At 62.3% G+C, this 18,088-nt stretch carries 21 protein-coding genes; all 21 read left to right on the top strand.

Annotation, left to right across the window (positions count from 1 at the left end; all coding sequences use genetic code 11):
- Positions 1–6: 6 nt before the first annotated feature.
- The gene (locus CO666_RS03675) at positions 7–249 is read left to right on the top strand and encodes a hypothetical protein (RefSeq protein ID WP_097610787.1); all 243 of its coding nucleotides are present in this window, start codon (positions 7–9) and stop codon (positions 247–249) included.
- Positions 246–1,895, top strand: coding sequence for a hypothetical protein (locus tag CO666_RS03670; protein WP_097610786.1), 1,650 nt, complete (start codon positions 246–248; stop codon positions 1,893–1,895). Before CO666_RS03675 ends, CO666_RS03670 begins: the two co-directional genes overlap by 4 nt.
- Positions 1,895–3,493, top strand: coding sequence for a DUF935 domain-containing protein (locus CO666_RS03665; RefSeq protein ID WP_097610785.1), 1,599 nt, complete (start codon positions 1,895–1,897; stop codon positions 3,491–3,493). The genes CO666_RS03670 and CO666_RS03665 overlap by 1 nt, the downstream gene beginning before the upstream one ends.
- 125 nt (positions 3,494–3,618) lie before the next feature.
- Entirely contained in the window at positions 3,619–4,707 is a 1,089-nt protein-coding gene (locus CO666_RS03660) for a phage head morphogenesis protein (RefSeq protein WP_245436735.1), read from the top strand.
- A 103-nt stretch (positions 4,708–4,810) separates the two neighbouring features.
- On the top strand, positions 4,811–5,323 hold the full coding sequence (locus tag CO666_RS03655; protein WP_097610783.1) for a phage virion morphogenesis protein: 513 nt from the start codon (positions 4,811–4,813) through the stop codon (positions 5,321–5,323).
- A gap of 83 nt (positions 5,324–5,406) precedes the next feature.
- Positions 5,407–6,444 carry a phage protease gene (locus CO666_RS03650; RefSeq protein ID WP_097610782.1) on the top strand — a complete coding sequence of 346 codons (1,038 nt, stop codon included), beginning with the start codon at positions 5,407–5,409 and terminating at the stop codon, positions 6,442–6,444.
- Between the two features lies 1 nt (position 6,445).
- Entirely contained in the window at positions 6,446–6,841 is a 396-nt protein-coding gene (locus tag CO666_RS03645) for a hypothetical protein (protein WP_097610781.1), read from the top strand.
- A 10-nt stretch (positions 6,842–6,851) separates the two neighbouring features.
- The gene (locus CO666_RS03640) at positions 6,852–7,745 is read left to right on the top strand and encodes a Mu-like prophage major head subunit gpT family protein (RefSeq protein WP_097610780.1); all 894 of its coding nucleotides are present in this window, start codon (positions 6,852–6,854) and stop codon (positions 7,743–7,745) included.
- A 118-nt stretch (positions 7,746–7,863) separates the two neighbouring features.
- Positions 7,864–8,301 carry a hypothetical protein gene (locus CO666_RS03635; RefSeq protein WP_097610779.1) on the top strand — a complete coding sequence of 146 codons (438 nt, stop codon included), beginning with the start codon at positions 7,864–7,866 and terminating at the stop codon, positions 8,299–8,301.
- A 186-nt stretch (positions 8,302–8,487) separates the two neighbouring features.
- Positions 8,488–8,817 carry a hypothetical protein gene (locus tag CO666_RS03630; RefSeq protein WP_097610778.1) on the top strand — a complete coding sequence of 110 codons (330 nt, stop codon included), beginning with the start codon at positions 8,488–8,490 and terminating at the stop codon, positions 8,815–8,817.
- A 79-nt stretch (positions 8,818–8,896) separates the two neighbouring features.
- Positions 8,897–9,331, top strand: coding sequence for a gp436 family protein (locus CO666_RS03625; RefSeq protein ID WP_097610777.1), 435 nt, complete (start codon positions 8,897–8,899; stop codon positions 9,329–9,331).
- 29 nt (positions 9,332–9,360) lie between these two features.
- Positions 9,361–9,912, top strand: a complete 552-nt coding sequence (locus CO666_RS03620) for a hypothetical protein (protein WP_245436734.1) — start codon at positions 9,361–9,363, stop codon at positions 9,910–9,912.
- A gap of 3 nt (positions 9,913–9,915) precedes the next feature.
- Positions 9,916–10,203, top strand: a complete 288-nt coding sequence (locus CO666_RS03615) for a DUF2635 domain-containing protein (RefSeq protein ID WP_097610775.1) — start codon at positions 9,916–9,918, stop codon at positions 10,201–10,203.
- A 3-nt stretch (positions 10,204–10,206) separates the two neighbouring features.
- Positions 10,207–11,694 (top strand): phage tail sheath subtilisin-like domain-containing protein, encoded by a 1,488-nt coding sequence (locus CO666_RS03610; RefSeq protein ID WP_097610774.1) that lies wholly within the window; start codon positions 10,207–10,209, stop codon positions 11,692–11,694.
- A gap of 15 nt (positions 11,695–11,709) precedes the next feature.
- Positions 11,710–12,072, top strand: a complete 363-nt coding sequence (locus CO666_RS03605; protein WP_097610773.1) for a phage tail tube protein — start codon at positions 11,710–11,712, stop codon at positions 12,070–12,072.
- Positions 12,069–12,548, top strand: a complete 480-nt coding sequence (locus CO666_RS03600; RefSeq protein ID WP_097610772.1) for a hypothetical protein — start codon at positions 12,069–12,071, stop codon at positions 12,546–12,548. The genes CO666_RS03605 and CO666_RS03600 overlap by 4 nt, the downstream gene beginning before the upstream one ends.
- Positions 12,549–12,550: 2 nt before the next feature.
- On the top strand, positions 12,551–12,679 hold the full coding sequence (locus tag CO666_RS34835; RefSeq protein WP_280951772.1) for a hypothetical protein: 129 nt from the start codon (positions 12,551–12,553) through the stop codon (positions 12,677–12,679).
- Position 12,680: 1 nt separating this feature from the next.
- On the top strand, positions 12,681–15,116 hold the full coding sequence (locus CO666_RS03595) for a phage tail tape measure protein (RefSeq protein ID WP_097610771.1): 2,436 nt from the start codon (positions 12,681–12,683) through the stop codon (positions 15,114–15,116).
- A complete protein-coding gene (locus CO666_RS03590; RefSeq protein WP_097610770.1) occupies positions 15,116–16,360 on the top strand; it encodes a DNA circularization N-terminal domain-containing protein in 1,245 nt (414 codons plus the stop codon). Before CO666_RS03595 ends, CO666_RS03590 begins: the two co-directional genes overlap by 1 nt.
- A complete protein-coding gene (locus CO666_RS03585) occupies positions 16,360–17,556 on the top strand; it encodes a phage baseplate assembly protein (RefSeq protein ID WP_245436733.1) in 1,197 nt (398 codons plus the stop codon). Before CO666_RS03590 ends, CO666_RS03585 begins: the two co-directional genes overlap by 1 nt.
- A complete protein-coding gene (locus CO666_RS03580) occupies positions 17,556–18,071 on the top strand; it encodes a phage baseplate assembly protein domain-containing protein (RefSeq protein WP_097610769.1) in 516 nt (171 codons plus the stop codon). Before CO666_RS03585 ends, CO666_RS03580 begins: the two co-directional genes overlap by 1 nt.
- Positions 18,072–18,088: the final 17 nt, after the last annotated feature.

Below are 18,088 nucleotides of genomic sequence, written 5' to 3'. Positions count from 1 at the left end.
GACGACGTGCAGATCTTCGTTCCTTCATCAGCCCTGAAAATCGCCAAGGGCATCGCGATCGCGATGGCGCTGTTCGTTGCTTTCGCGGTCCTGTCCAATGTTCTGGCCATCCTCTTGCTGCTTCTAGTCACTGGCCTGGCCGCAGCGCTGTTCGTCTCGCCGCTGCTGGTGTTCGCCTGCTTCCTGATCGGAGGCGCTGCGATCTGGTCCGTCGCCGTCACCTTCATGCTGATGAAGAGGACGAAATGACCGAGGCCGTCTCGGAAGACGTTGTCCTGACGCGTGATCCGGCGAAGTTGCCGGAGGAGCTGCTGCGCGGCGCCAACATTCCCGAGGATCTCGATCCGCTCGCCGATGGCGTCTTGATGCGCCACCAGGCCGAGTGGCTTGAGGACGATAGTGACCTGAAGGTCTGCGCCAAGGGCCGCCGTACCGGGATCACCTTTGCCGAGGCGCTGGACGATACGCTGATCGCCTCGGCCGCCCGATCGGCCGGCGGGCAGAACGTGTTCTATATCGGCGACACGAAGGACAAGGGCCGCGAATTCATCGGCTATGTGAAACACTTCGCCTATACCGTCGCCAAGGAAGTTGCCGCGATCGAGGACAGTATCTTCGTTGACGAGCGCGCAGACGGCACAACCGCCTTCATCTCGGGCTATCGGATTTCCTTTGCCTCGGGCTTCCGCGTCGAGGCTCTGTCGTCCCGACCGGAGAACATTCGCGGTCTGCAGGGCACCGTCGTCATTGACGAGGCGGCATTCCACAAGAACGTCCACGAAGTGCTCGATGCCGTTAACGCGCTGCTGATCTGGGGCGGCAAGATCCGCGTCATCTCCTCGCACAACGGTTTTCTCAATGCGTTCAACCAGCTCTGCCTGGATGCGCAGGCCAAGAAAATTCCCTTCAGCTATCACTACATTCCGTTTCAGGCCGCAATCGACAACGGGCTGTTTCGCAAGGTCTGCGAGCAGAAGGGCGAGGAGTGGACCCAGGAGAAGCAGGACGCTTGGGAAAAGCAGATCCGCGGTGCCTATGGTTCGCGCACCGCCAAGATGAAACAGGAGCTGGACGCCATCCCGGCCGAGGGCGAAGGGGCGGCACTGACGCGTGTTCTCATTGAGAGCTGCATGTCGGCAGATATCCCCGTCATCCGCTGGGATCGCAATGACGACTTCAAAAACCTTTCGGACGAAGAGCGAGCACGCCAGGCCGACGCGTTCTGCAAGACGCAATTGAAGCCGCTTTTAAGTCGCCTCAATCCCGATCGGGAACATGCGTTCGGCGAGGACTTCGCCCGCAGCGGCGACAAGACTGCCATCATTCCGATCGAGATCGGGCAGGACCTGGTTCGGCGTGCCCCCTTCGTCCTGGAGCTGAAGAACATCCCGTATGACCAGCAGCGCGACATTCTCTTCTATGTCGTCGACGCGTTGCCGCGATTGATGGGCGGCGCCTTGGACGCGACCGGCAACGGTGAATACCTCGCCGAAAAGGCCCGGCAGCGATACGGCGACACCATCGTCGAGGTGAAGCTGAACCAATCCTGGTACAGCACGAACATGCTTCCTTATATCGAGGCCTTCTCGGACAAGACGATCCTGCTTCCGCGCGATGCTGATGTGCTCGCCGACCACCAGGCGCTCGCCTATGTCAACGGCATCATCAAGGTTCCGGACAATCACACGAGCAAGGGCGCGGACGGATACGAGCGCCACGGCGACACGGCGCCGGCGGGCGCGCTGGCGTTCTTCGCAAGCCGGCAGGAGTCGATCTCGTACGAGTATGAGACCAACCGGAAAACAGCCGCCTCTCAGGTCGGTCACAACGGCGGCCCGCCGCTTGATGACGATCGTCGCAGAAGCGTCAACGTTCATTTGAGGGGATCACTGTAATGGCATCGTTTCGGGACTGGCTGGGCCGGATCGTCCTCGGGAAAGAGCTGATGGACCAAGTGGCCGACGCGCGCGTCGGCAGCATGCGCAATCCATTCTCCGGCCATCCCGCAGACGGGATGACGCCGCAGCGGCTCGCCAGTATTCTTCGCTCGGCCGCCAACGGTGAACCTGAGGCCTATTTTGAGCTGGCCGAGGACATCGAAGAGCGCGACCTGCATTACGCGGCCGTGCTCGCCACCCGGAAGCGATCGGTCTCGCAGCTACCGATCACCGTCAAGGCCGCATCAGATTCCGCCGAGCACAAGAAGCATGCCGCCCTGGTTCAGTCCTGGATCGACGACGGCGTTTTGCAGAGTTCGCTTTTCGATATGCTCGACGCCGTGGGCAAGGGCTTGTCCATTACCGAGATCGATTGGCAGTATCGGCTCGGGAGCATGCTGCCTCGTGATCTGACGTGGCGAACCCAGCGCTGGTTCACATTCGACCAGGCAGATGGCGAGACCGTCTTGCTTCGTGAGGGCGTCGCCGGCGCCCCGCTCGCACCGCATAAGTTCATCGTCCATCGCCACAAGACGAAATCTGGCCTGACGATCCGTTCCGGAATTGCCCGCGTCGCCTGCTGGGCGTGGATGTTCAAAAGCTTCACGATCAAGGATTGGGCAATCTTTGCCCAGAACTACGGCCAGCCGATCCGCGTCGGTCGCTACGGTCCCGGAGCTACTGAGGCGCAGAAGGATGTTCTCTGGCGCGCGGTTAGCAGCATTGCCGGCGATTGCGCGGCGATCATTCCGCGCGACATGCTGATCGAGTTCATCGACGTCGGTTCGAAGGCGAGTTCAACCGACATGTATGAGCGGCGAGCAGACTGGCTCGATCGCCAGATCTCAAAGCTGGTTCTTGGGCAAACGACGACAACCGACGCGATATCGGGTGGACATGCCGTCAGCCAGGAGCACCGGCTGGTACAGGAGGACATTGAGCGATCGGATGCCATGTGCCTCAGCGGCACGGTCAACCTGCAGCTCATCCCAAATATCATCGCCTTCAACTTCGGGCCGCAGGATCATTATCCGCAGGTGAAGATCGGACGTCCGGACGAACTGCCGATCAAGGATTTCGCCGAGGCTTTCGATAAGCTGGCGAAACACGGGCTGACGGCTGACGAAAGCTTCCTTCAGGACCGCATGGGCATACCTGCGCCAAAAAAGGGCGCCGTGCTGATAGGCGGCCGCAAACCCGAGCCTGCTCCTGGTGGCGATCCGGCCACGCCAGCGGTTGCAAAAGACCAGCCGGCAAAGCCCGTTCACAGCAGTTTCAAACATCTCTTCCAACGGTCGGCCCATGCTCAATCGGAGGGTGACGACGTGGTCGACCGGCTTGCTGATCGGCTGGAGCGTGACGCGGCCGGCGCCATGGCCGGTATGGTTGACGAGGTGAAGGCGGCGCTTATGCAGGCTTCCGATTTGAGGGATGCGGCCGAGCGCCTGTCGCGGCTTGAGCTGGCGCCAGACGAATTGGCGGAGGCTATGGCAAGAGGTATGGCACTAGCCCAATTGGCCGGGCAAGCAAGCCTGTTAGACGACCTAAAGGGCTAATCATGATTAGAGGCCCACAGACGCGCGTGGACGGCCTTGGCGCTGCCGTCATCCGAAAAAACCTTGGAAACGCGTCTACGGGCTTTGAAAACCCTTTGAAAACGATGCGGAGTGTCATTGCCAGGATGGCTTCGACGCTCTCGGCCATCGATCTGCCATTTGACGAAGCAATAGCCTTTTTCCGGCAAAAGGTCAGCACCCCGACCGAAAGCTGGCGCGACGTCTGGGATGCGGCGCATTCGAAGATGTTCATGGTCGCCGGCGCCAACACCACGGCGATCGTCGACGACTTCAAGCAAGCGATCGGCAAGGCGCTTGAACAGGGCACCACGCTCGATGACTTCCGCAAGGATTTCGACCAGATCGTAAAGAAGCACGGCTGGAGCTACAGGGGCGAGCGCGGCTGGCGAACGAAGACGATCTTCGAAACCAATCTGCGCACGGCCTATGCCGCCGGCCGCTATGCCCAGATGAGCGAGCCGGATACCCTGGCCACGTTTCCTTACTGGCAATACCACCATTCGGGCGCCGTGCATCCGCGCCTGCAGCACAAGAACTGGAACGGGCTCTGCCTTGCCGCAGACGATCCGTTCTGGAAAACGGCCTATCCGCCGAACGGCTTTGGCTGCGGCTGCTTCGTCACGCCGGTTTCGCGTCCTGGTCTTCGTCGGCTCGGCAAGGCCGGTCCCGATCGCGCTCCGGATCTCGACCAACTCGGCACCGATCAGCCGCTCGGCGTCGATCCATCCTTTGCGTACAATCCCGGCCGCGCCTGGTTAGAACAGACTGCACCTGGTCCGAAGGCGGTCTCTGCAGACGAGGCGAATGTTGCCGCGTTCGTCTTCTCGGCTTTGCGTGGCAAATGGCCCGATGGTTCCTGGACGCCGGTCGGTATCGCGTCGAAGGAAGTTGCCACCACGCTTGAGATCAAGGCAGGAACTGAAATTCGCCTCTCGGCCGACACGATCCGCAGCCACGTCAAGCACACGATCGCCACGCCGGCGGCGTATGGCGTGATCCCGCGCCAGCTCGCTTCGGCCGGCCGGCTGGTGAAGGACGCGAACGGCCGCTGGGCGTTCGTCGGCGAATATGACGGGCAACTCTACCAGGCGGCGGTCAAGGTTGTGAAAAAGGCCGATCGCGAAGAAATCTATCTCGTCTCGCTCAGGCGGGCGAATGCGAATGAGATCAAGCGGCGATTTGGGGATCTTTGACGCGCCGGGGGGCCGGAAATGCCAATCCCACTCACCCTGAAGGGTGCGCTTCCTGCTCGGCGCGTCATCCACAATATAGGCCCGGTCGGGCGGAAAGGCAAACATGGCGGGCGCAGCTCTCTCGATCACGACTGAAGTGATGGACAAGCAGGTGCGCCGCGCCTTCGAGCGCCTGGAGCATCTGATGGACAATACGCGGCCGGTCATGGCCGCGATCGGCGTCGAGCTTGTAGGATCGACGCACATGCGCTTCGTCACGCAAGCCGATCCGGAGGGGCAGGCATGGCAGACGTTGAACACCGGATATGCCGCCACCAAGCGCAATTCCCGAATCTTGACCGAGAGCGGCCGGCTGCGCGACAGCATCAACTCCCAGGCTTCGAATGATGAAGTTCGCGTCGGGACGAACACGATCTATGCCGCCGCTCACCAGTTCGGCGCCGAGATCAAGCCGAAGACAGCAAGCCATCTTTTTTTCCGGATCGGAGGCAACATGATCATGGTCGACAGCGTGACCTTGCCCGCGCGTCCCTTCCTCGGTATATCGGACGAAGACGAGACGTCGATCGCGGAGATCGTCTTCGATTTCGTCGACCGCTATTCGTCCCGGCTTTAACTCCCCCTCAGATTTTCTGACACTCCTACCCGCCCGCCTCGGCGGGCATGATGTGCCGTTTGGCGCCATGGCATATCCGTGCCATGGAAAAAGCGATCAACTCAATCATCCGCGCCTTGAACCAGGCCGACGCCACCGCGCCGGAATGGCTCCATCTGCTTCCGGCAGCCGAGTTCAAAGGCGTCGACGGACGCGGCCCCTATGCCGCGCCTGACATGGATGCGCTGATCGCCACCTTCAATCAGGAAGGTCACAAGCTCGCCGTCGACGAAAACCATTCCACCGATCTTGCTGCCAAGCAGGGTCACGCCGCGCCGGCGCGTGGCTGGATTGTTGAGCTGCAGAAGCGTGACGATGGTCTCTATGGCCGCGTCGAGTGGACGCCCGAGGGAGAGCGCATGGTCGCCGCGAAGGAATACGGTTTCCTTTCGCCGGTCTTCCTGCACAGCGCCGCCAAGCCGTTCAAGGTCGCGAAGCTGCTGCGCGTCTCGCTGACCAACGACCCCAATCTTGCCGATCTGAAATCACTTCACTCTCAAGAGGAGAATGCAATGCTTGAACAGTTGCGGAAGGCGCTCGGCCTTCCCGAGACTGCCGATGAGGCCACCATTCTGGCGGCTGTCGCGGCAGCTCATACCGCCCAGGCCGGCGCCGCCGCTCTGATGTCCCGCGTTGCCGAGGCCGCCGGCCTCGCCACGGACACGGCGCCTGACGCTCTTGTTACCGCGATCCAGTCGCGCGGCAAGGTTACCGCCACCGAGGCGGAAAACGCCGATCTGAAAACGCAGCTTGCCTCGATGCAGAAGCAGCTCACGGCGATTGCGACCACGACGGCCAAGGATAAGGCCGAGACCGCGATCGACGGCGCCATTCAGGCCGGCAAGATCGTGCCGGCGCTGCGCGATCACATGATCTCCCGGCACATGAAGAACCCGGCCGAGGTCGAAGCCGAAATCAAGCTGCTGCCGTCGCTGAACGCCGGCGGCCTCGGCAATCGCAAACAGCCCGGCGCCGACGACAGCGCGCTCACCGCCGAAGACAATAACGTCATGGCGATGATGGGCATCGACCCCAAGGCCTACGCCGACACGGCCAAGGCCCTGCACGGAAAGGGCAACTGACATGACGGCGACGAATGATATTCGCGCAAAGAAGAAACCCGGCCTCGGCCGCGCCTATGGCTACCCGGTTCTTGCCGGCGTCGTGATCTATGGCGGCGCGGCCGTTGGTATCACCGCCAACAAGGAAGCGGTCCCGGCCGGGCACGTCAGCGCCGTCAAGCTCATCGGTTTTGCCGAAGAGCGGATCGACAACACCACCGGGGCCACCGGCGACCAGTACGTCAAGATCGAGAAGGATGTGCGCATCATTCCGCTTGCCGGCGCCACCGTCGCCAACATCGGTGCGGCTGTCTACGCCAGCGCCGACGACACCTTCACCCTGACAGCCGGCGCGCTGCTTCAGATCGGCACCATCGACGCCATCGACGCGGACGGCGTCTGGCTGAAAACCCTTTAAGGAGCAAGCCTTGGATATCAATGCCAACACACTGCGCGGCATCTATACCGGCCTTTCGACGGCTTATAACGGCCGGTTCGATTCAGTGCAGACCTACTATTCCACCGTCGCCATGACGGTGCCTTCGACCACGGCGATGAACGAATATCCGCGCCTGGACGATCTGCCGGGCTTCCGCGAATGGTTCGGCGATCGTGTCGTTCATGACCTTTCGGCCCAGACCTACATCATCCGCAACCGCGAGTTCGAAAAAACGATCTCGATCAAGCGGTCGCAGATCGAAGACGATCAGATCGGCATCTTCGCGCCGGTTGCGGCCCAGATGGGGCAGGATGCAGCCGAGTTCCCCGACCAGCTCGTCTTCCCGCTGATGAAGAAGGCGGAGACGGTGAAGTGCTACGACGGTCAGTATTTCTTCGACGGCGACCATCCCGGCTATGACGAGAACGGCGGCGCCAATATCGCTTCGAACTTCGCCGATGGCGCCGGCCCGGCTTGGTACCTGATCGACGACAGCCAGTTCATGAAGCCGTTCGTCTATCAGCCGCGGAAGAAGTTCACGCTGACGCCGATGCAGAACCCGGACGATCCGAACGTCTTCTACCAGGGCAAGTTCGTCTGGGGCGTCGACGGTCGCTGCAATGCCGGCCTCGGCCTCTGGCAGCTCGCCTACAAGTCCAAGGCAACGCTGAACGAGGCGAATTTCACTGCCGCGTACACGGCCATGACGACGATCCGTCGTCGTGATGGCTCGGTTCTCAACATCCGGCCGAAGAAGATCCTCGTGCCGCCGGCGCTTCGGATGACCGCCAAGAAGCTGCTCGAAGCTGAGCTGGTGAACGGCGGTGAGAGCAACGTGCTCGCGAAGAGCATCGAGGTCATCGACATTCCTTACCTCGCGTAATCCGGGCGGCGGGCACTCTCGCCCGCCAAACCGTCGCCGGCACCTCCTCCCGCCGGCGACGGGTTTTCGACAAGCGGCCGATGCGGGCCGTTTGCCCGAAACCCGAAGGAGAAACCTCTTGAAGATCCAGATCATCTGCAGCTCGCCCGGCATGTGGCGGAATGGCGTCCAGCACCCGGCGAGCGAATTCTACCCGGCCGATCGGTGGAGCGAAAAGGAGCTTGAGCGCTTCCGCGCCGACCCGGCCTTCACCGTCCGCGAGGTCGATGAAAAAGCTGAGAACACGCTGACGGAAACGGATTTCCAGCTCCGCGTCGATGCCGAAGTCGGCCGCCAGATGAAGGCCAAGGCTGAGGAGCTGCAGGCCAAGTTCGACCAGGCTGTGAAGAACGCAGTCGAGGACAAGACGGCGGAGCTGAAGGCCGACCACGACAACGCAATGGACAAGGCTGGCAAGGAGCTGGCAGCGGCCAATGACAAGGTCGCCAAGCTCGAAAAGCAGATCGCAGACGGCAAGAAGGCAGCCAAGGCCGGCGACGACGGCGGCGACAAGTAATCCCAAGGCGGGCCGACCGGGCGGCGGGGAAGCGAGAACCTGCCGTCCGGGCATCCCATCCAGAGCGGGAGCGCCGCGAAGACGCACATGCGGGCTTGATCCTGCACTCGGCGTCGAAGCCCTGGCTCGCACGGACGCGAGCGGAACAGCGGCAAACGTGAAGCCTGCAACCCAGAAAGGACTTAGATGCGTTCGTTCTACAGTTTTCGAAGTATCGGCGTCGGCGCCGCCATCATCATTGCAAGCCTCTCAAGCTTGTTCCTGGTGAGCGTCCCGGCGTCGGCCGAGGTGGTTCCGCTCGATGCGGGCATTTACCTCAAGGTCAATATGACCAGCAGTGATTTCGCCACCGTTGTGTTCGACGTGCTGCAGGTCGAGGAGGTCAATAGGCTCGCCGATCATCCCGGCGCCCAATCGCTGACAGCCTTTGCCGCACTTCATCCGCTGAAGCCGGAATATGCCGAGAGCTACCAGACCCACGGCCTCAACTTCATCGACGTGCGACGGCGATGCTAGCCGGACTTCTCGACACTGACTGACATGGAGGCCGGCTTCGCGGCCGGCCTCTTCCCCAACCGAACTGAGAGACGCCCTTATGTACGCAACCGTTTCCGACATGATCGCCCGCTTCGGTGAAACGCAGATCATCCGGCTTTCCCGGCCGGAAGACCGCACGGCCGAAACGGTTGACGAAGACAAGGTCAATATCGCGCTCGCTGACGCTGGAGCGCTGATCGACGGCTATATCCGTGGCCGGTATTTCGCGCCGATCGCGGCGCCGCCGGCGGAGATCGTTCGCGCCACCTGCATCCTTGCCCGCTACGATCTCGCCCAGGGCGAGCACACCGACCCGAGCGAAGAGATGGGCAAGGGTCGCAAGGATATCATCACCTGGCTTGAGAACATCGCCAAGGAGCTGGTCAATCTCGACGTGCCCGCTGCAGAGCCTGCCGGCCCGGCCGTCAACTCAGGTCCGCGCATGTCCGATCGGCCGCGCACCATGACCTCAGACACGTTGCGGGGCTGGTAATGGATCTCGCTTACGCACCGATCCGCAAGATGGAACCGGCGATCGTCGAGCGGTTGCGGCTCGCCTTTCCTGCGAAAGATTTCACGATCGAGCGCATCCCGCAGACGCTGACGATCAAGGAATTCGAGCGCCTCGTTAAGCAGGCGCCTTTCATTGGCCTGGCCTGGACTGGCATGAAGCCCGACGCCGCCAGCGGTCGCGCTTTGAAAGGTCAGATGCTGTGGCGTCTAGTGCTCGTCTTCAGGGCTTCAAATGGTCTTGAAACCCGCTTCAAAGGCGACAAGCGCGGTATCGGCCTTGATGCCATGTTCGACGTTGCTGTCGCACTCCTGCAGGCGGCCGAGATCCCCGACGTCGGCGTTGCCACGGTCACCGGAGCCAACAGCCTGATCGCCGATGGGTGGACCGACGATAACGTCGTGATTTCTCAGATCGACTTCAGCGTCGCCTTCGTCACCAGCCCTGCAAACTTCGCCCTGGTGACCCTCGACGATCTCAAGCGGATCGGCGTGTCCTGGGCTTTTGACGAAGATCCGGAAGCCATCGTCGCCACCGACGAAACCGAACTACCCGAGGAGTAGGACATGCTTGGATTTTTAAAGCCCGCCGAGGGCATGACGGTCGACCAGGAGGACGGCAGGCCCTGGCCCGCTAACGGCATGGACGCACCTAACACCCTGTTCGTCCGCCGCCGCATCGCCTGCGGCGACCTGGTCGAGGCCGAGCGCCCCGTCGTGGTACCGGCGGATCCCGAACCGGAGGTAGAGCCGCCGATCGTCCCGGAAGACGAAACGCCCGAGATTGATCCGGCCGCCGGCGCCACCGAAACCGAAACACCGCCGCGCCCGCGCCGGTCCAAAGGAGAGAAGTAAGCCATGGACTTCAATGAAATCCCCTATGATTGGCTTGAGCCAGCGACCCTTTTGGAGGTCAAGCCGAACTATTCCAATACCGGCATCCTGCCGTATCCGACCAAGGCGCTGCTTGTCGGCCACAAGCTTGCCACCGGCTCGCTGCAGCCCGGCAATATCGTCGAGGTCACCCGCGCAGAGGAAGGCATCGCGCTCTTCGGCCTCGGCTCGATCGGCGCCGAACAGGTCGCTGCCTTCCGCAAGGCCAACGGGACGTCGCCGCTCTATGTGACGGCAGCGGCCGACGCCGCCGGCGCGGTCAAGGCGAGCGGCACGATCACTTTCGTCGGCGCCGTGCCTCAGGCGACCTTGCTGTATTTCAAGATCGCCGGCCGGCCGATCCGCTTCACCGCGAATCCGGCCGATACCGTGTCGGTGATGGCGGCAGCGCTTGCAGCCGCTATCACAGCCGATACGGCCAACGTGGTCACAGCGACGTCTGCGCTTGGCGTTGTCACCTGCACCGCCCGCAATGGCGGCGAACTCGGCAACGGCATCGATCTGCGTGTCGACGCAGCAGCCTCTCCGGTCCCGTCCGGCCTGACGGTCACCGTCATCGACATGGCTGGTGGTGCTGGCAACCCGGTACTGCAGACGGTCCTCGATGTCCTGGCGAATACGTGGTTCACCGATGTCATCTCTCCCTGGGCGGATGCCACTAACATGGCGGCCCTCGCGGAGTGGCTGCGCGTCCGGTACCAGGCAACGTCGAAGCTCGATGTCCATGGCTATGTCGCCAAGCGTGGTTCCTATGGAGGCCTCGGAACCTTCGGCATGCTGACCAATTCGCCGAACCTGACCGCCATGGGTCTCAACCGCTCGCCGACCAGCCCTTGGGTTCTGTCGGCCGCTGTCGCCGGTCTCTGCGCTTTCCATCTGACGAACGATCCGGCTCGCCAGCTGCGCTCGCTTGTCGTGCCGGGCGTCGAGGCGCCGGCGCCGGCCGACCAGTTCACCGATTCCGAACAGAACCTGCTCTTGAACAAGGGCATCTGCACCTTCGACCATCTGTCGGACGGCTCGACGGTGATCTCGCGCATCATCACGACATACAAGACCTCGAGTCTTGGCATTCTCGATCGCGCCTGGCTGGATATCATGACGCCGAAGACCCTGTCGCGCATTCGCTACGACTGGTCGGCCTACGTCTCGCTGCAGTATCCCCGTTCGAAGCTGGTCGATGATGAAAGCAGCGCTGCCTTCGCCAGCCGCTTCGATGATGACGAGGATGCCGGCAGCGCCGTCGTCACGCCACGCCGCATGCATGCTTCCTGGGGCGCGCGCTGCAAGCTCTACGGCGAGAAAGTCTGGATCGAGAATGTCCAGGCAACCGTCAAGGCCAGCGTGTTCCAGCGCTCCAGTGACGACAGAAATCGGCTGGAAAGCCGCCAACAGATCAAGATCGTCGGCAACCTGATGGTGCTCGCCGGCTCCCTTGAATTCCAGGTGTAAGGAGAAAACCCAACCATGGCTCAAGTATTGGGCGTCGTGGATATCGTCTGGCGCGGACGAAATATCCCTGTCGAAAAAGGCGCCAAGGCCAAGATCGGCGGCATGCAGAACGTTGTCGTCACCTATGGCCGAAAGGCCGGTCGCGCGGAGGAGTTTGTGGCATCCGAAATCGAGGCCGTCACTGCCCTCGAAAAGGGGCAGCGCTACGGCAATCTTTGGGACACCGGTGAGGGCGAACTGCAGGCCGTTTGCGATACCGGCCAAACCTTCGTCTGGAACGACGCCTTTCTAACCGAGCGCCCGGATATCACCGGCGGCGAGGGCGGGAAGATCACTCTCAAATGGGGCGGCGGAGAGCCCGAGGAGATACTGGCATGAGCAACGCACTTTCGAAGGAAAGCACCGTCGTCATCGATCTCGATGAAGAGAGGGTCGAGGCGAACTCCTTCGTTGATGAGGACCGGCCGCTGGCGCTTGACGGTAAGCGCGACAAGGATGTTGTCGACGAAGACGTCAATCCGCTCGACCAGCTCCCCGAGGACGTCGTCCGCAATACGAATGGTTCGGTCACGCTTCCCCTGTATGTGCCGGTCACCCTGCGCATCAGGAAGGGCGGAGAAATCAGGGAACGCAAATTCTCAGAGCTGATCTTTCACCGTCTCAATGGCGCGGACCAGCGGGCCATCTCGGCGGCAAGCAAGGAACATGAAGTCGCCGTCACCTTTGCTCGATCGACCCGCCTCAACCAGGCGACCATGAACGGGCTCTACGACCAAATGGACCTCTCCGACATTTCGCGGGCGGGCCGCGTGATCAATTTTTTCGTCAGCAATGGCCCCAAAACTGGCGGCTGATGATGGGCGCTCTCGCCGACAGCACATCGCTGTCGGCGTCGGACATAGATGGTTTCGATTTTGAAACCCTCCTGTTCTGGTGGAACGGCGTGATGGAGTGGCGAAACTACGCCAAGACCCTGGGAGACTGACATGGCAAGGTCGATGGCGCTGGACGTTCTGGTCCGACTGAAGGATCTGCTTTCTTCGCCATTGCGTGGCCTACGCCGCAGCATCCAGGGCGTCGTCGACACGGCCAAGAAAATCGGCCTGGTCGGCACGGCTATCGCCACCATCTCCTTCATGCAGCCGATGAAGGAGGCGGCTGCATTCCAACAGCAGCTCCTCGACATTGCCGGAACATCGAACAAGACAGGCGCGCAAGCCTTCCTGATGGTCGATCAGTTGAAGGGACGATTCGAGGATCTGGCGCTGACGGTCGGACAGACGTCCGACACGGTCGCCAAGGGCGCCGGCCAGATGATCGCCGCCGGCCTCGGTGAGCAGCTCGTCAACAATTCCCTGAAAAGCATCGGCCGCGCCACCAAGGCTGCGAATGCCGAATTCGACGACATGGCCGGCGTCGCAGTCTCGCTGCTGCAGACGCTGAAGCTTCCGGCCGATCAGCTCGACGCCACCATGGCCGGCCTCATCGTCGCCGGCAAAGAAGGTTCCTTCGAACTAAAGGACATGGCGAAAAGCTTCCCAGGCCTGACAGGGCAGATGGCAAAGCTCGGCATCACCGGCCGAACGGCGGCGACACAGCTTGCCGCCATGCTGCAGATCGCCAAGAAGGGAACCGCCGACCCGGCCGAGGCGGCCAACAACCTCAACAATTTCCTGTCGAAGATTACCGCACCCGAGACGGTTCGCAACTTCGAGAAGATGGGCGTCGATATCCAGGGCGTCATGCAGGACGCGGTCACGAAAGGCATCAATCCGATCGAGGCCGTCATCCAGAAGATCTCGACGCTGACGGGGATCTCCGGCAAGGAAATCGACGGCTTGATGAAGAAGGCCGAGGCCGGCGGCCTCAAGGGCGCCGACGCGCTCGAACAGGTGCGAACGCAGCTCGAGGCGATTCACGGCGCCGGCGCGCTCGGCGGTCTCTTTTCCGATATGCAGGTGATGGGCTTCCTGATCCCGATGCTTGGCAACATCGACGAATACAAGCGCATCCGCGATCGGGTGGCCGAGGCGACGGGCGCAATGAGCGATGCGGACTTCGCAACGCAGATGCAGAGCCTGAATACGCAGCTCACCATTTTCGGGGAGATCGGAACGCAGGCATGGCGCGAAGTCGGCCTGGCGTTCGGCACTTGGTTGCCGCCCATTAACAGCGGCCTCCAAGCCGCTTTGAAGTGGCTTCGAGATCTCGACGCGTCGACGGGCGGCATGGTGAAACAGAGCCTCGCTTGGGCCGGCGCAGCCGTGCTTGTGGTGGCTGGCCTTGGCGCGCTCGGCGTTGTCCTGCCGGTCATCGCAGCCGGTCTGTCGGCCGTCGCCGCACTGATCTCGCCTGTCGGCTTGGCGCTCGCGGCAATCGCCGCCGGCGCGGTCTATATCTACCGCAACTGGTCGAGCTACGGGCCACGGCTGACCCAGCTTTGGGATCGGGCCAAGGATGGGTTTTTCCGGCTCGCCGATGGCGTCCGAGATCGCAGCCGCCGGATCATGGATGCCGGCCGCGAGATCTACACGCGATATGCACCGATGGTCCGGCGCGGTTTCGAAAGCGCCTGGATCGATGTCCAGGCCGGCTTGAAGAACCTTCAGCCCTTCTTTGAGAACTTCGGCAAGAGCCTCGATTTCAAACTCGATCTGTCCGGCCTGACGATCGACGACGCCAAGCTTCAGGCGTTCAGGCTGCTGGATGCCACGCTTGAACGGATCAAGGCTGGCTGGGAAGCGTTGCGCGATTTCGGCTCCGGCTTTGCACCGCATCTCGGCGAGATCGGTAAGCAGCTCGGCAGCACGGTCAATTCCATCGCAGGCATAGCCTCCGCGTTCGACCGCCTTGGCACGGCGATCGGCAAGATGATCGGCTTCGACGCGGGCAAGCTTGACTGGCTGCCGAAATGGCTTGGCAATCTCGCCGGAAGCATTACGGGGGAGTTCCTCCGCGTTCTGGCGCAGATCGGCAAGGATATCGAGACGCTCGTCAATCGCCTCGCTAGCCTGGTTGAGCAGGTCAACGCCGGCGTCGACTGGCAGAAGCTGATGCCACAGGGCGTGACAGATGCCTGGAACGCGCTGGCCGGCGCGATCAATGCCGTGAAATCCGCCATGTCCTATTTCCAGGGCGGCGTCGTTAAGCCGGGCGAAGCTCTGCCGAATGGCACGGCTGCAGGCTCGGCCACCGATCCGGACGGCGGCCGTGGCGCGGCGCTGGATGACTTCTTGAACGGGCCGGTCCCCGCCAACAGCAATCGTCCCGCCGGCGCCGTTGCTCCCGCGCAGGCAAAGGCTGTCGTCGGCGGAACGGTCACCGTCAAGATTGACGGCCCCGGACAGGTGACGGGTATCACCAGTGACAATCCAGCCGTGCCGCTGAAAGCCAACACCGGCCGTTCTGTCGGGAGAAATTAATGCAGCTCGATAGCATCCCGTGGGTTCTTCCTGGCCTGCTGCCGGGCAGCTTTCGCGGCATCACCTTTCACGTTCCGGACGCGTCGAGTGATGCTGGTCGCCGCGTCGTCGAATATCTCTTCCCCGGCGTCGATGCTGCGGCCTACGACGACTTCGGCCGGGCACCCGGCGTGATCTCCTTCAGCGGCCTGATTGTCGGCGATGACTACCGCGCTCAGGCCGTCGCACTGCAGGCGGCTTTCGAGACGGCCGGTCCCGCCACGCTCATTCATCCGTGGCTCGGCCCGATGACTGTCATTGCCGAGGAGCCGGCGCAGATCTACTTCTCCGATCGGGAGCTGCGCGTTCTTCGCTTCTCCGCGACCGTCAAGCGCATTGAAGGCTCGGCCTCCTCGATCCTTGCCGGCATCAGCGGCCTGTCGGATTCCATCGCCTCGGTCTCGGCCGCCGCGACGGCTTTGGCCGCCGGCGTCTCCTCGATCCTGTCGGCAACCCGAAGCAAGGCGGTTGCGCGCTCCTATCGCGTCCTGACTTCGACTGCCGCTGCCATCACGGCGCCGGCCGGATCGGCCAGGGCGCTGCCGCGCATCAAGGCCACGATCGCCGCGACCACGCCTGCAGACCCGAGCGCCCTGAACAGCCTGGTGCAAACCGTTGCCTCGGTCGTAGGCGAATATGCCGAGACGCCGGCAGTCGCGCCGGCCGCAAGTGCTGCGGCAACCGAGGAGACAAGCTCGCTCGCCTTGATGGAACTCGGCATCGGCATTGCCGAGCAGCTCGCCGGCGCTGTCGCCGATGCGCCTGCAGACGCCGATCGCGCGCTCTTGCTTTCGTCCGCCTCGCACTTCCTTGCAGCAACCGCCAGCCAGTCGACGTTTGCTGACTATGCCTCACGACAGGAAGCCCAGACCTTCCGCACGCGGGTGGTGGTGGCGATCGACACGCTGACCGATACGCTGGAGACATTTTCCGGCTCGGCTTTCGACGTCCAGAGCGCCACGCTGCGGCGCGCGGCGCGCGATCTGCAGGCCGCATTGATCGCCGATATCAACGAGACGATCGGCCGGCTGCCGGCAGTCGTGATCTTCAAGAACGATCGGCCGCTTGACGCCTGGCTTCTCGCCCAGCACGTCTTCGGCGATACGCCGCAACTGATCGAGGCCGGCTATCGCGAGATCGTCGCGAGGAACCGGCCGCGCCATCCTTCGGCCTTGCCGGCCGGCGGCGTCGAGGTGCTGCGCTGATGAGGAAGTCTGGCATTTCGCTGCGTGTTGCCGGCGTCGTCTATGACCAATGGACCTCGGCCGAGGTCACTCGCGACCTGAAGGATTTTTCCGGCTCGTTCAATTTCGTGCTGCGCGACACCAAGCGTTCGCTCAAGTCCTTCGACTATGCGACCGGCGGTGCGATCACCGATATTCGCCCAGGGCCGGAATGCGAAGTTCTGATCAATGGCACAGTCGTGCTGAAGGGATTCATTGAGGTCGTGAACCCGGATATTAGCGAGAAGTCCGCCGGCGTCACTATTTCCGGACGCGACAAGACCGGCGACCTGGTCGACAGCGCAGCCCTGACCGATGGGCCTTCGGAGTTTCGCAACGTCAAGCTTGAAGAGGCGGTCAAGCGTATCGCTGAGCCGTTCGGCCTTGGCGTCCGCAGCGAGATCGATACGGGTGAGCCCTTTACGCGCTATGGGCTGGATCTCGCCGAGACGGCTCACTCCGCAATCGAGAAGGGGGCTCGCTCCCGTCATGCTTTGATCTTGTCCGATGGCGTCGGCAATATTGTCATCACCCGGACCGGCAAGACGCGGGCGCCGGCTGATCTCAGCCTGCCGGGCAACGTCCTCGGATCGTCCGGCAGTTATAGCCACGAGGCGCGACATTCCAAGACCTATGTGCGTGGGCAAGGCGAGAAGGCCGGCAAGACCCGCTCCGGATCTGCAGCACTCGACAAGACGGCCGAGCCTATCTCTCCCGGCGATCGGGAGGCCTCCAGCGGTGCGACTGAGATCGAGCGCAAGGGCACTGCCGCGACGGGTATCGCAACAGATGGCGAGATCACGCGTTATCGTCCGGTCGTGTATCTGGCGCGCAGCAAGGCCGATGTGACGGCAGCTCAAGACGAGGCCGACTGGCGGATGCGCACGGCACGTGGGGCGAGTGAGGAAGTGACTGAGACCGTCAAGGGTTTTGACGTCAATGGTCAGCTGTGGCGCGTCAACGAGATCACCTTTGTTTCGGATGCCTTCCAGGACATCGAACGCGATATGCTCATTGTCAGGGTGTCCAACCGTTCTGACGAAAGCGGCGATGTGACCATGCTGACGGTGATGAGCCCGGAGGCCTTTGACGCCGAGCCCACGGCTAAGCGCCGCACCAACCGCACACGCCGCAAGAAGGCGTCCGCCAATCTCGACAGCACGGCGCGGGGTCTTTGATGGACAACGAGACAGCAGGCAAGATGCGCGGCATGATCCGGCGCGCTACGCTGAAAAACATCAAGGATGAAGGCCAGGCGCAAACGGCTTCGGTAGAGGTTGCCGAGGGCGTCTGGCGTGATGACGTCGAGATCCTGCAGCCTTACGGATTTGCCTCACATGTTCCCGAGGACGGCGCCCTGGCTGTTGTTCTGGCGGTCGGTTCCGACGAAGGCGATATCGTCGTGTTGCCCGTTGCCAATCCTTCGAAGCGGCTTGGAAAGCTCGGCGCCGGCGACGTCGGGCTCTATAATCAGCACAACGACCGGATGATCATCAACGACGACGGGACGATTGAGCTGCAGGCCGGCGAATCCCTTTCGGTCAAGATCGGAGGCGTGACCTTCGTAGTCTCGGCCGAGGGCGTCGATATCACCGGCGGTCACGTCAAGCACAACGGCAAAAACATCGGCGATACGCACGTTCATGGCGGCGTTATCGCTGGTGGAGACGATACAGCCGTTCCGTCGAACTGATGCCAGCCCGCCGAGGC

The sequence above is a fragment of the Rhizobium chutanense genome (genome assembly GCF_002531935.1).
GTDB lineage: Bacteria > Pseudomonadota > Alphaproteobacteria > Rhizobiales > Rhizobiaceae > Rhizobium > Rhizobium chutanense.
The sequence above is the reverse complement of the archived record's forward strand: the minus strand, read 5'-3'. Positions and strand labels throughout refer to the sequence as shown.